The following is a 14,597-nucleotide window of genomic DNA, read 5'->3' on the forward strand; positions in this document are numbered from 1 at the left end:
CGGTACCGAGGTCACGCTACCCGTGCAGCTCAAGGGTGGGAAGACCCTCGACACGCGTATCGTAGGCGTGGACGGCCCGCGTTGGATGCTACGCGGTATTTTCTCCGGCAAGGCCGCAACCGATCCAACTGACCCTGAGACGCAAGCACTCAATGGATTCTTTGCTGATATTGTCGTTGATCGTGGTGAGGAACCGCTTGCACCGCGTGATCTTATTCCTATGCATCCGCCAGTCGCTCCTGCCGAGCGTAAGGCTGCTGCCGCTGCGGCACAAAACGGCGATAACGCAGAAGATAAGGAACATTTAAAGGATATTCCGAACCGCCCCGATGGTCCGTTTGACTCCGATCAGCAGGTCGAGGTCAAGACAACACTGTCGCGCGGTCCTATGTTCTCTGAAGTTCGCTAATCTAGGGCGGCAACAAACTGATGGTTGACAATAAACGTCGTACAGGCATGGCATCGCTGGCAGCGGTGGGCGATGGCGGTGACTTTTCCGTTATTGAAGCGATCGGCGGTCCTCGTGGTGTCGTTGAATCCATGCTGCCCGGTGTGGTGTTTGTGATGATGTTCATTATCACCAGTAATCTCAATCTCACGATTGCCGTGTCTGCCGCTTTGGCAGTGATTCAGGTGATCGTGAGATTGTTACAACATCAATCAGTAATGGGTGCGCTCAGTGGTCTGGTTGCGGTTGGTATCTGCCTAATATGGGCGTGGAAGAGTCACGAAGCTCGCAATTATTACATGTTTGGATTTATTTCCAACAGTGTGTATTTTGTGCTGTTAACTCTGTCTCTGATCGTGCGAGTGCCTGGACTTGGCGTGATGATTGAGTTCATTCGATCATTGCCAACTGAGCATTTCCAAGCATGGTTTGATGACTGGATGTCTGACCGTGCTCTCAAGCGTGCATATATGATTGTAACCGCATTGTGGATGGGCGTGTTCGCATTACGTCTTGTGGTGCAGGTGCCGTTATATATAACTGATCATGTAGCATTGCTCGGCACTGCACGACTGCTCATGGGCATTCCGTTCTGGGCGTTGGCAATCTGGGTATCGTACCTTATCATTGCCACGCCGTTGCATCGGCACAAGATCGCCGAGCAGGCGAGTGAACGTAATAGCGATCAGTTTGCCGACTGACATAATTAAGATTTTGAGGAGAGATCAGCATGGACGTTGAGGTCCGTATCGAACGCTACGCCGATCAGGGACGTTGCGTTGGTCATATCGATGGCCGCGTAGTGTTCGTACGGTTCGCACTACCTGGCGAACTCGTACGCGTGCGTCTTGACGAACCACACGATCGTGACGACCGATTCTGGACTGGCGAAGTTACGGATGTTGTGGAAGCAAGTGACGATCGTGTGCCACCTGCATGGCCGCTCGCAGGTCCCCTTGCGATGGGTGGCGGTGTTGGCGGCGCTGACCTCGTTCACGTGAGCTTGCCCGGACAGTTGAAGTGGAAAGCAATCACCGTATCTGAACAGTTGAGTCGACTCGGACATATTGACGTCACTGTGCCGATCGACCGCATGGACGGCGATGAAGCACTTGGCGGATTCCACTGGCGTACACGTATTGAAATGATTGCCGACGACGATGGCCGCCCATCCATGCGTCGCCGCGGATCACATACTCGCGTGCCACTTGGCACGATGCCGCTTGCCACCAAATCGTTACTTGACGTGGCCGACCGTGAGCATGTCTGGGACGGTGGTTTTGAACCCGGCTCACAGATTCGTCTATCCGTGCCCGAGCCGCGCGTCAATGTGCCTGAACACGATAATTACGCTGTGCTCGTCGATGGTGAATTGCGTGCCGGCAGTCGCCAACTCATCGAACATGTCACAATCGACGACACGCCATTCACATACGAGGTTGACGCGAATGGTTTCTGGCAAATTCACCGTCAGGCACCAATCGCGTTAGCGAATCATGTCATCACGCTTGCCAAACAAGAACTTGCTGACCAGCCGTCTGCTTGTATCTGGGATCTGTACTCTGGTTCAGGTCTGTTTACGCTACCATTGGCTACTCGTGTCACGCAGCGTACCCGTATGCTCAGTATCGAGGGCGGCCGTATTGCTGTTGCGAACGCGCAACGTAACATACGTCGACTGGATTTGCGAGATGTGGACGCACGATGTGGCGATGTGTCAGCAACGCTTACCAACGTGCCTGCTCATCTGGCACATCCTGATCTGATTGTGCTCGACCCGCCGCGAGCTGGTGCAAGAGCCAAGGTTTGCCGGCAAATGGTTGCTGCTGGAGCTCGCTCAATTATTTACATTGCTTGCGATCCGACCAGCCTCGGCCGTGATGCCGGCACGTTGCGTTCGCTTGGTTACGAACTTGCTGACGTGCGTGCGTTTGATATTTATCCGATGACGCATCACGTTGAGACAGTGGCACTTTTTCGCCGGGCGTAACGCGTGAGACAAGCACGCTGCGAGAGTTTCACGTACAATCAGCGTATGAGTTCACGCATGTCAGTTCGACTGTTTCGCCATACGATCGCAGTACTGTTGTGCGCGATCGTATGTCTAACGTTATCTAGCTGTGCACCAGCTGGTCGTGCAGTTGGCGATACGCAAGATAGCGAGCCTGAGGTTGCTCATATCGGCAAAATCAAAATGGATATGCTGATTGGTCTCATCGGCAGTACGCAGAGCAGTGATATTGATACGCTCGCATTATCCGCGTTCGATACAGCTAAGGTAAATGCCGTGTACTCGTCAACCGTCAACGCATCCGACCCAGATGAAGCTGCACGACAGGCTGTGAACGATATGATCGACCGACGTGCAACGATCATCGTGCTCAATGAAGCCGATGTTAACGGGAAAGCTGCAACCGCATGGAATCAGGTATTACTGCGAGCGCGTGATGCTGGTATTCCTGTCACCATGTTGAACCCGATCAGTGCGCCTGACGATGATACATTGTTTGCTGCCTCGCTCACGACTAATGATCGTGCCACTGATGCGCAGCCGATTGCGCGCGTACTTGCGAATATCATGGATGATAAGCCGCATGGTCGTGAGATTACTGTCAGTACGGTTGCTGCTGAAGATCTTAACCGCCCGTGAATGAGCGAGTGAACACGTTCGTGTAACGATCCGTCCACGGTATGAGAGCATAAGCAGCTGCACGCGGTAGGCTGGACGTTATGAGCGCGAATCCAATTTTGCCACAGACAGTAGCATCATCGGTCAAACAGTCAGCGACCAAGGTGTCAACTATGCCCTACGTGTCCGCAACTGGCTTAACGAGCGACGAAGTTGCTGAACGTGTCGCCAGCGGGCAAGTCAACGCTGTTAACACTTCTACGTCGCGTTCTGTTGCTGATATTGTGCGTGCGAACGTGTTTACGCTGTTCAACGGGATTATTTTCGCGGCCATGATCATGGTGCTTATTACCGGGTCGTGGAAAGACGCTGTTTTTGGTTTCGTGATTCTTATTAACACGAGCATCGGTATTGTCACTGAATTGAAGGCTAAGCGCACGCTCGACAAGTTGTCGATTCTTGTCGCTGCAGACTATGTGGTGCGCCGTGACGGCCACGATGAGACTGTTGCGCACAACGGTATTGTGCTTAATGATGTGCTGTGGTTGCGCGCTGGCGATCAGGTACCTGCTGATGCTGAAGTTACGGACGTATGGGGTATTGAGCTTGACGAGTCGATGCTTACTGGTGAATCACGTACGGTCCGTAAGCAGATTGGTGACGCAGTGTATTCCGGCTCTACGGTGGTTTCCGGTATGGCTTTGGTTCGCGTGACAGCCGTTGGTGAACACGGGTATGCGGCGAGTCTGACGCGCGAAGCTAAGGTGTATCGCAAAACTGTGTCCGATTTGAGTCGCGGTATTAATACGATTCTCAAATTCATGACGTTTCTTGTCGTGCCATTGTGCGTATTGCTGATTGTGTCGCAAATTCGTACGGTTGGCGGTTGGGATGTAGCGTTAGCAACCGGAGCATGGCGACGCGCGGTCGTTTCCGCTGTCGCTGGCGTAGTCGGCATGATTCCTGAAGGCTTGGTATTGCTCACATCACTCAACTTTGCGATCGCAGCGATGCGACTAGCCCGACATAATACGCTCGTACAGGAACTCGAATCAGTGGAAACATTGGCGCGTGTCGACTGTCTTAATGTGGATAAAACTGGCACGGTAACGGACGGTGGTATTGCGTTCGACCAGCTAATCATGTTGGAACCAGATGGTGCTGATAGTGGCAGTAGTGAACAGTCCGCGAAACAGGCACTGTATGATTTGTCCAACGAAGCACAACCAAACAGCACTGGTCAAGCAGTGCTCACTGGGCTACGCGAAGAAGGAATAAATGCAGGCAGTGTTATTGCGCGCATACCATTCTCCAGTGCGCGCAAATGGAGTGCGATTACAGACGAACATAACACGACGTGGTATCTCGGTGCTCCAGAAGTACTGCTCAACGCGTTCGACGGTGATTGGACGAATGTGCTGCACCGCGTAACCGAATACGCGCATGATGGCAATCGTGTACTTCTAGTGGCCAAGACAGCAACCAAGACAGTCTTTCCCCATGCGGTACTGCCACAAGACGGCGAGAATGAGCCAACACTGAATCCGACTGCACAGCCAGTAGCATTAGTGTTATGCACCGAGCGAATCCGCGCCGATGCGGAGCAGACTCTCGCATGGTTCCGGGACCAAGGCGTGCGCTGTCGTATTATTTCCGGCGACAATCCCGCCACCGTTGGTGCGATCGCAGCCAAAGTCAAACTCACCGGCGAACGCACGCCAGTGGCAATGGACGCGCGCAACTTACCGAACGATATCAACGAACTCGCCCGTACTCTTGAAACCGTTGATGTACTCGGCCGCGTGCTACCAGATCAGAAAAAAGCGATCGTACAAGCATTACATGTTGACGGTCATGTTGTTGCCATGACCGGCGATGGCGTCAACGATGCGCTCGCCATTAAAGAAGCTGATCTGGGCATTGCAATGGGCAATGCTGCACCGGCGACCAAGGCTGTTGCACAAGTTGTGTTAGTGGACTCGAAGTTCAGTCATTTGCCTGATGTAGTGGCTCGCGGCCGTCAAGTCATGGCCAATATGGAACGTGTCGCCAGTTTGTTTCTTGTCAAAACCGTTTATTCAGCGCTTATTTCACTCGGCGTGGTACTCACTGCTATTCCGTTCCCATATTTGCCACGTCATATCACGTATATTGGCGGACTGACAATCGGCGCGCCAGCGTTTATCCTTGCGCTTGCACCGAATACGCGCCGCTATATTCCGGGCTTTTTACAACGTGTGGTGCGCTTCGCATTACCAGGCGGCATGGCTATCGCAATATCCGTGTTGCTTAGTTCATGGCTATTGCCGGGCATCATAGGATGGAATCTTACTGATCCTGCTGATCTGGCTGAATTGCGTGCGACAAACGCAATTATCGTGTTCGTACTCGGCGTGTTCGTGCTCGCACGTGTTGCTCAACCGTTGAACTCGTGGCGAGGCATACTCGTTGCTGCCTTTGCTAGTATCGGTATTATCGGCATGTTTATACCGTTTGTAGCGAACTTTTTTGCACTCGAAATGCCTACTGGTCACGAGATTGTCGCGACGATGATTGCATTACTGATTGCGGCTGTACTGTTCATCATCTGCCATGTTGGAGTGAAACTCGTGTCGCGGATTATCTCACATGGCAAGCCGACACGCCAGAGCTGAAGTAACATGCCGGTATTGTAAAGGGCAGATAATCGGCGATACTACCGATTAGAAGTCCCATCAAGCCGGAGGCAATATGTCCGTACGCGACGACCAGCTGTCCACGCTTAACGTGAACGGCAAGGACTATGACTATTATTCGATCGCTGGTCTGCCCGGCATCGATCATCTGCCGTACTCATTGAAGGTACTCGTTGAGAACCTAGTGCGCAATATCGACGGTGCGAATATCACTGACGATCATGTACGCGCATTACTTGACTGGGACCCGCAAGCCCAGCCCAGCCACGAAATCCAGTTCACACCAAGCCGTGTGGTCATGCAGGACTTTACTGGCGTACCCTGCATCGTTGACCTTGCGACCATGCGTGACGCTGTCAAGCAGCTTGGCGGCGACCCCGAGGTTATCAACCCACAAGTCCAGTCCGACATGGTTATCGACCACTCCGTGCAAATCGACAAGTACGGTGTTGCAGACGCGGTCGAACAAAACATGGATATCGAATACCAGCGCAACGGTGAACGCTACCAGTTCCTACGCTGGGGTCAGCAAGCGTTCCGTAACTTCCGCGTTGTCCCGCCAGGAACCGGCATTATCCACCAAGTCAATATCGAGTATCTTGCCAAAGTCATTATGACCAAGGCAGGGGAGCGCGGCCGTGAACTTGCGTATCTCGATTCGTGCGTTGGCACCGACTCACACACTACTACCGAAAACGGTCTTGGCGTGCTCGGCTGGGGTGTTGGCGGTATTGAAGCCGAGGCAGCTATGCTCGGTCAGCCGATTTCCATGCTCGTGCCGCGCGTCGTCGGGTTCAAGCTCACTGGATCTATTCCTGAAGGTGTGACGGCCACCGACGTGGTACTCACCATCACTGATATGCTGCGCAAGCATGGCGTGGTCGGCAAGTTTGTCGAATTCTACGGTGACGGTATCGCGTCCGTACCGCTCGCCAACCGCGCCACTATCGGCAACATGAGCCCTGAATTTGGCTCCACCTGCGGTATTTTCCCGATCGATCAGGTCACGCTCGACTATCTCAAGCTCACTGGCCGCTCTGACGAGCAAGTCGCGCTCGTTGAAGCGTACGCGAAAGCCAACAAGCTGTGGGGTGACGCAAGCGATCCCGACTATGTTGAACCGCAGTACTCTGAATACGAGGAGCTCGACCTGTCAACTGTCGTGCCATCGATCGCAGGTCCGAAGCGTCCACAGGATCGCATTGTGCTTTCGGATGCGAAGAGCACGTTCGAGCAAACGCTGCCATCGTACGAAACTGACAACACTGCACACGAGCCGATCGCCGTGTCGACCGACTTCCGTGGTGACTTCGATCTGACCAATGGCGATGTGGCGATCGCTTCGATTACCTCGTGCACGAATACTTCCAACCCGTCAGTCATGATCGCGGCCGGTCTGATCGCCCGCAATGCGGTCGCGCGCGGACTGTCCCCGAAGCCGTGGGTGAAGACTTCACTCGCTCCCGGCTCGCAGGTTGTCGCCGATTATCTCAAGGCTGCCGGCTTGCAAGACGATCTCGATCGTCTTGGCTATGAGCTCGTCGGCTTCGGCTGCGCAACGTGCATCGGCAACTCTGGACCTCTGCTGCCGGAAATCAGTGAAGCTATTAACGCCAACGATTTAACGGTTACCGCTGTTCTATCTGGCAACCGCAACTTTGAAGGTCGTATCAGTCCAGATGTCAAGATGAACTATCTTGCTTCGCCGCCACTGGTCATCGCATACGCGCTCGCCGGCACGATGGACTTCGACTTCGCGACGCAGCCGCTTGGTAAAGACCCGGACGGTAACGACGTGTATTTGAAAGATATTTGGCCGACGAACGAAGAAGTCGCTGCCGTGGTGAACGGCACGGTGAGTCGTGAAATGTTCCTCAAAGACTACGCGTCTGTGTTCGAGGGCGATCATCGTTGGAAGGGCCTTGATGTGCCTGAAGGTGAACTGTTCCAATGGGATCCGAAGTCCACGTATGTGCGTCGCCAAACATTCTTCGACGGTATGAAGGCAACTCCTGACCCGGTTGAAGACATTCACGGCGCTCGCGTGCTCGCTCTGCTAGGGGACTCGGTGACCACTGACCATATTTCTCCGGCCGGCGCGTTTAAGGCGTCTAGCCCTGCTGGCAAGTATTTGACTGAGCGTGGTGTCGAACCGAAGAACTTCAATTCATACGGTTCTCGTCGTGGTAACCACGAGGTTATGGTGCGTGGCACGTTCGGCAACATTCGTCTGCGCAACCAATTACTCGCCTCGACCGGTAACGAGGTGACGCCGGGTGGTTTCACATTTGATTTCACGACCGGCAAGCCGTCCACGATTTTTGATGCGTCGCTCAATTACAAGGCTGCTGGCACGCCTTTGGTTGTGCTGGCGGGCAAGGAATATGGTACTGGTTCGTCGCGTGACTGGGCGGCTAAGGGCACACTGATGCTGGGCGTGCGCGCTGTGATTACGGAAAGTTTCGAGCGTATTCACCGGTCGAATCTGATTGGTATGGGTGTGCTGCCGCTGCAGTTCCCGGCGGGGGAGAGTTACACGTCGCTTGGCCTCGACGGCACGGAAACCTACGATATCGACGGTATTGACACGCTGAACACTGGTGAAACGCCGAAGACCGTGCACGTTACCGCCACGCACACGGATGGTTCAACAACCGAATTTGACGCGGTGGTGCGTATCGACACGCCCGGTGAAGCTGACTACTATCGCAACGGTGGCATCCTGCAGTACGTGCTACGTAACCTCATGAAGTAACAGCAAGTTCGTCGAATAGAATAAAAAGCCTCCTTGATCAAGGAGGCTTTTTAATGAACGACAGGTGAACGCTGAGAGTCAGAGTGCAAATATAGCCATAACCAAGAGCACAATACCTATGATGTCCGCTATGATTACCTGAAGCATGAAAGGTAGGAGTAGCGAGGGCATGAGGGTATTCGATTTCGACGGAACAATTTACGACGGCGAAAGTCTGTTCGACCTATACCTCTTCAGTGCGCGCTACGATCCGATAGTATTCCGTCATCTTGCGCCAGTATTGCGGTATGCGATCAAATATAAACTCGGTAGAGCCACGCTTGAGCAGATGGAACGTGGCGTGGGTGATATCGCGCGCAAATATTTGCACGATCTTACACACTCACGACGAGTGAACGCATTATGTGAACGCGATAATACTAATGAAGCGGATGACCGTGGTGATCTTGATGTCATTCTCGATGGTGTCGCTCGAGATGTGGAAACCGGTCGCATCGTCGCACCGCAGACTGAACGTGCATCGTCGGGAGGACTTGATGCGCTTGTCAGTCGTTTCTGGGACCGTAATATGCGACGCATCAAACCGTGGTACCATCCACAGCCTGACGATGTTATTCTCACTGCATCATTCGATGTAACCGTAGGCGAAGCATGTCGCAGACTTGGACTGCATAATCTCGTTGCCTCGACGATCGATCCGGAAACGTTGCAAGTCACGTATCTGAATTTCAATACGAATAAGCCAAAACGATTCCGCGAACTGTTCGGTGATGATGTGATTGTTGACGAATTTTATACTGACAGTCGCTTCGATCAACCAATGATCGATCTCGCCCGTAGCGCCTATATGGTGAAAGGCGATCGAATCACGCGCATCAAATAAAGCAACAGTGAGATATCGCAACTCTATAATGCGGTATTACGGATACAGAAACGAGGAACGGCTATGGGAATGCCGCTTGATTTATATGTCATACGACACGGCGAATCCGAAGCAAACGTGATCATCAGCGCCGGAGATCGAGGTGACAACTCGCTATACACGCAGGATAATGTCACCGTCCCCGATCGATCGTGGCGACTGACCGCCACGGGCCGCAAACAAGCTGACTGTATCGGCCGCTGGCTTGTCGAACAGCAGCAATTATTCGACCGCTATCTCGTCTCCCCATACGTACGCACTCGTGAAACAGCAGCTACGATGGCGTTGCCGAAAGCAAAATGGGAAGAAAACCGCGTACTCCGTGAACGTTCATGGGGTGAAATCAACACAATCACCAAGGATGATTTTCGCGACAATTATCCGCGCAACTGGATGTTCAAAAACACGGACCCACTGTACTGGCGGCCGCCAGCAGGTGAGTCAATCGCTGACGTAGCGGAAAATCGCGTACATAATCTACTCACCTCGCTCGATCGCAAATCAGATGCGCAATCGGTGGTCATGGTCAGTCACGGTGATCTCATGCTCGCGTTGATGCTTGTACTCGAAGATCTTTCGGATGAAGAGTTTATGCACCGTGCCGCTTCTGACGATTGGAAAATCACAAACTGCACTTGCCTGCATTATTCACGGCGTGACCCGGCAACTGGGCGCACGTACAAGCGATTCCGCTGGGAACAGACCGCTCGACCGGTATTGCGTGAAGAAACCGGCAAGTGGGAAGTCGAAGTGACTGACTGGCGTTCATTCAAGAAACCGACACTGTCCAACGGCGACTTGGTAGATGTGGTGCGCACCGTTGACCCGCACCTGTGAATAGTGCGACGACTCGTCGCGAAACGTGAAGGACTGGTGAACAGGTTACAATGGCTCACGATGCGCGAGCGCGGATAGTGTGCGCTCGCATCGGGAGAACCAAAGGAGTTCAGTTATGAAGAACTTGTTCACATGGTCACTACACGGTGACGGTAAAACACTCGCCCCTGGCGAAGTTGTCGAACCTGACGAACGCCTGACATGGCCTCGCACCGCTGGCATTGGTGCACAACATGTTGTCGCCATGTTCGGTGCAACTTTCCTTGTGCCGATTCTCACCGGTTTCAACCCATCAACCACACTGTTCTTCACCGCATTGTCAACCGCGCTGTTTTTGCTGATCAACAAGAATGTGCTGCCGAGCTACCTTGGCTCATCCTTCGGCTTCATCGCACCGATTACCGCTGTCACAACCGCGAACAAGGGCCTTGCGGTTGCGAGCTTTGGCATTCTGGCCACCGGCCTACTGCTCGCCCTCGTCGGCGTGGCTGTGCATTATGCCGGTTCCAAGTGGATTGACATTATCATGCCGCCGGTTGTCAACGGTGCAATCGTTGCCATCATTGGCTTCAACCTCGCTCCAAGCGTGTGGACGAACTTCAAAGTCGCGCCCGACACGGCACTCGTGACACTAGTCGCCGTGCTACTCATTGCGGTTCTGTTCAAGGGACTGACCGGTCGACTCAACATTCTGCTCGGCGTGATCGTCGGCTATGCGTATGCATGCGCTCGCGGACAGGTTGATTTCTCTGCGATTGGTAAGGCTGCTTGGATTGGCCTGCCACAGTTCCACACGCCGCAAGTGGATTTCTCAATCCTGCCCATGTTCCTGCCGGTGGTGCTCGTGCTCGTCGCTGAGAACGTTGGTCATGTGAAGTCTGTAGCGCAGATGACTGGTCGCGATTACGACAATCAAATGGGTACGGCACTGTTTGCTGACGGTCTTGGCACCGCGATTGCAGGCTTCGGTGGCGGTTCTGGTACTACCACGTACGGTGAAAATATCGGTGTTATGGCTGCTACGAAAGTGTATTCGACCGCTGCCTACTGGTGTGCTGCTGGTTTCGCGCTACTGTTGAGCTTGTGCCCGAAGTTCGGTGCGATTATCAACACGATTCCTGCTGGTGTACTCGGCGGCGTGACCACACTGCTGTACGGTATGATCGGCATGATGGGTATTCGTATTTGGGTGGAGAATAAGGTCAACTTTGATAAGCCACTCAACATTATGGTTGCTGCAATCGTGATGATTATTGCAATCGGCCAGTTTGCCTTCGCGTTCGACGGTATCCAGTTCAACGGCATTGCGATCGGTACGATCGTGATTCTCATCGCTTATCATGGTCTCAAAGCTATTGGTAAGGCCACTGGCACCATCGATAAGCATGATCCTGACATCCTGTAAATCATGATGATGTGCTGTGCTTAATGTGACCTCAGTGTGTCGTACCGGTTCGATACACTGAGGTCACTTTGTCAGGCGATGTGACATCGCTACATGTCGCAGTAAGCAAGGAGGCTCTTATGGCAACGTCGCAAGGACGCAAGATTGCAATCGTAACGGGTAGTGCATTGGGACTTGGGTTTGAACTGACTCGTCAACTGATTGAGCGCGGCTGGTTCGTCGCAGGCATTGACTTTAACGCTGAGCGACAGGCTGAACTTGCTGATCAATTTCCGCATGATGCATATCGCAGCTTCATAGGAGACGTGTCCGACGAAGATTTTGTGACACGCTCTGTTGCTGAGATCGCTCATATTGGTCATATTGATCTGCTCATCAACAATGCTGGGCAACCGTCGTTTAAAGTACCAACCGGATACGAGGGCGCGGATATTGACAAGTGCCTTAAAGGGCTTAAAGGCATGATCCTATGGTCGGTGGCAACGCTGCGCGCCGATAAGGAATCCGACCTGAAAATCGCAAACGTCATGAGCACTGCCGCCACGCGCGGCAACCCCAACGAATCTGTGTACTGTGCAACCAAGTGGGGAGAAAAAGGCTATACGCAAAGTCTCAAAGCTGCATACAAAGGCACAAGCGTCAAAATCGTTGGCGTATATCCGGGCGGTATTGACACTCCGTTCTATCGCGACAGTCGTGACTATGTTTCCGAAGACAAACAACACACCTTTATGAGCCCGGCTGAACTGGCTGAAGTCATCCTGTTTAACCTTGTCAACGATGCGAATCTCACGGTTTCCGACATTCTCATCGAACGTAACTATCAGTAACTATCAGTAGTTTTCTCACCAATTCTTCGACGCGAAGTAGTGGGCATCGGCTACAGTAGATGAGTTTGTGCGCATCCGGCGCACCATCCTGATGACGAAAGGCCATCGTGCCCACAACATTCGCGAAGAAGAAAACAACAAAGAAGAAGACCTTTGACGACGAACTCGCCGAGCCGTACGCGGTAACTGATACCGCAGTTGAAACACGGCCGATCCCGTTCGCCGAACTCGGCGTACCCGCACCACTCCTGCGCGTACTCGCCGCTGACGATAAAACTATTGCATTCCCCATTCAGGCCGACACCTTGCCTGACTCGCTCAACGGCCGAGACATTCTCGGCCGCGGACGCACAGGTTCTGGCAAAACGCTTGCATTCTGCATCCCGCTTGCAGCACGCTTATGCGAGGCTGCATGGGAGCCGAACATGTCAATGGCTGAATATCGACGCAATATTAAACATATTCGCCGCCTACATCTCGAAGAACGCGCGGACAACGACTTTATGCCGCATCCGCGCGGTCTCGTGCTCGCGCCAACACGCGAACTTGCTAACCAGATTAACGACGTGCTTGAGCCGCTCGCACAAATGGCTGGCATGACCACCACTACCGTGTACGGTGGTGTTCGGTACAATCGGCAGATTCGCGACCTCAAAGCAGGCGCCGACATTGTCGTCGCTTGCCCGGGTCGACTCGAAGATCTGCTGCGCCAGCAAGCGCTCGTATTATCCGATGTGCGCGTTGTGGTGCTCGACGAAGCAGATGAAATGGCCGACATGGGCTTTTTAGAGCCTGTGCGTCGCATTCTCGCACAAATTCGACCCGACGCACAACACATGCTGTTCTCCGCGACTCTCGACCACGGTATTGATCAAGTCGTGCGTGATTTCTTACACAATCCGAAAGTACATAGCGTAGCCGAACCGGAAAATGCTGCGGACACAATGGAACAGCACGTATTCGACATCGACAAAAACGATAAGAATGCGATTGTTCATGCGCTCGCTTCTGGCAAAGGCCGGCGTATTCTCTTTACTCGTACCAAATATCAGGCAAAGAATCTCGCGAAGAAACTCACGCAGTCTGGCATTCCGGCTTCTGAGCTGCATGGCAATCTGTCACAAAATCAGCGCGACCGCAACCTTGCTGCATTCGAGCAGGGTGATGTGAACGTTATGGTCGCCACTGATGTGGCTGCTCGCGGTATTGATGTCAGTGACGTGGAACTCGTCGTACAAGTTGACCCGCCGGCAGACCCCAAGTCGTTCGTACACCGTTCTGGTCGTACCGCGCGTGCCGGCAAGTCTGGCGTGGTAGTCACGCTAGTGACTCCCGATCAGCGTCGTGAGGCACGGCGCATGCTGAAGGCGGCTGGCATTGATGTCAAGCCGGTTAAGGTGCGTCACGATTCTACTGAAGTCCTCGAACTGGTTGGCGAGAGAGCTGATCTTGTTGAAGGCTGGAGTCTTGATTTAACGCAGCCGGCTGGTAACCCGCGCGAACGTGCTAAGCGTGGTATGCGTGGCGGACGACGAGCCGACCGCGACAAAGCGTTGAAACATTTGCCAGCTGATATGGAAGTGGATTTAGCACCGGGGGAGAGCCCTGAAAAGCGTGCGATACGGTTAGAACATGAGCGCAACGCAATGAAGAAGGAACGTCGCCGCCGCCGTGCTGCCGAACGCGCTGAACGCGCTGCAGTACAAGCTGCTACGCCACGTAACGATTCATCTCATGACGAGGCGGCGACTGCGCCGCTTGCTCATCGAACGGTGACGAACCATGTCGAACACGACAGTAAGACTGACAATCGATCGCTGTCACCACGACGCTCTTCATCGAGACAAGGCCAATCTGGTAGCAAGCGTATTCATCGTCGGGACGAGAATCGTATCATCGTTGACGAACGTGGCGAAGCAGTCAAACGTCACGAACGTCGCATGATCGCTAAATACGGCAACGCTGATGGCCCACATCGCCGTCACTCCAAGGTACAGCGTGCACCGTTCCGTATCGGCCGATAACCACGCTGACGTTTCTCCGCAGACTCATCTACGATGAGATGCCATGAACGAGTTGGGTGGCAATGGCAGGAA

Annotated in this window: 11 protein-coding genes; all 11 read left to right on the forward strand. The window is 53.4% G+C overall.

What is annotated here, in order from left to right; all coding sequences use genetic code 11:
• Positions 1–409: DUF3710 domain-containing protein (locus tag BHAP_RS07535; protein WP_143248763.1), on the forward strand; the 409-nt coding region annotated here is incomplete at its 5' end.
• A 20-nt stretch (positions 410–429) separates the two neighbouring features.
• Positions 430–1,149 (forward strand): DUF3159 domain-containing protein, encoded by a 720-nt coding sequence (locus BHAP_RS07540; protein WP_094730124.1) that lies wholly within the window; start codon positions 430–432, stop codon positions 1,147–1,149.
• 29 nt (positions 1,150–1,178) lie between these two features.
• The gene (locus BHAP_RS07545; RefSeq protein ID WP_094730125.1) at positions 1,179–2,438 is read left to right on the forward strand and encodes a class I SAM-dependent RNA methyltransferase; all 1,260 of its coding nucleotides are present in this window, start codon (positions 1,179–1,181) and stop codon (positions 2,436–2,438) included.
• A 45-nt stretch (positions 2,439–2,483) separates the two neighbouring features.
• Entirely contained in the window at positions 2,484–3,098 is a 615-nt protein-coding gene (locus BHAP_RS07550) for a type 1 periplasmic-binding domain-containing protein (RefSeq protein ID WP_143248764.1), read from the forward strand.
• Positions 3,099–3,178: 80 nt separating this feature from the next.
• Positions 3,179–5,731, forward strand: coding sequence for an HAD-IC family P-type ATPase (locus BHAP_RS07555; RefSeq protein WP_420807725.1), 2,553 nt, complete (start codon positions 3,179–3,181; stop codon positions 5,729–5,731).
• A gap of 76 nt (positions 5,732–5,807) precedes the next feature.
• Entirely contained in the window at positions 5,808–8,507 is a 2,700-nt protein-coding gene (gene acnA, locus BHAP_RS07560) for an aconitate hydratase AcnA (RefSeq protein ID WP_094730128.1), read from the forward strand.
• 169 nt (positions 8,508–8,676) lie between these two features.
• Positions 8,677–9,390: an HAD family hydrolase gene (locus BHAP_RS07565; RefSeq protein ID WP_094730129.1), complete on the forward strand. Its 714-nt coding sequence runs from the start codon at positions 8,677–8,679 to the stop codon at positions 9,388–9,390.
• 63 nt (positions 9,391–9,453) lie between these two features.
• A complete protein-coding gene (locus BHAP_RS07570) occupies positions 9,454–10,266 on the forward strand; it encodes a histidine phosphatase family protein (RefSeq protein ID WP_094730130.1) in 813 nt (270 codons plus the stop codon).
• Between the two features lie 115 nt (positions 10,267–10,381).
• Entirely contained in the window at positions 10,382–11,671 is a 1,290-nt protein-coding gene (locus BHAP_RS07575; protein ID WP_094730131.1) for a uracil-xanthine permease family protein, read from the forward strand.
• 119 nt (positions 11,672–11,790) lie between these two features.
• Positions 11,791–12,501, forward strand: coding sequence for an SDR family oxidoreductase (locus BHAP_RS07580; RefSeq protein WP_094730132.1), 711 nt, complete (start codon positions 11,791–11,793; stop codon positions 12,499–12,501).
• Positions 12,502–12,608: 107 nt separating this feature from the next.
• Positions 12,609–14,525 carry a DEAD/DEAH box helicase gene (locus BHAP_RS07585; protein ID WP_420807726.1) on the forward strand — a complete coding sequence of 639 codons (1,917 nt, stop codon included), beginning with the start codon at positions 12,609–12,611 and terminating at the stop codon, positions 14,523–14,525.
• The last annotated feature ends 72 nt before the right edge of the window (positions 14,526–14,597 follow it).

This window comes from Bifidobacterium hapali (assembly GCF_002259755.1).
In the GTDB taxonomy this organism is placed as follows: domain Bacteria; phylum Actinomycetota; class Actinomycetes; order Actinomycetales; family Bifidobacteriaceae; genus Bifidobacterium; species Bifidobacterium hapali.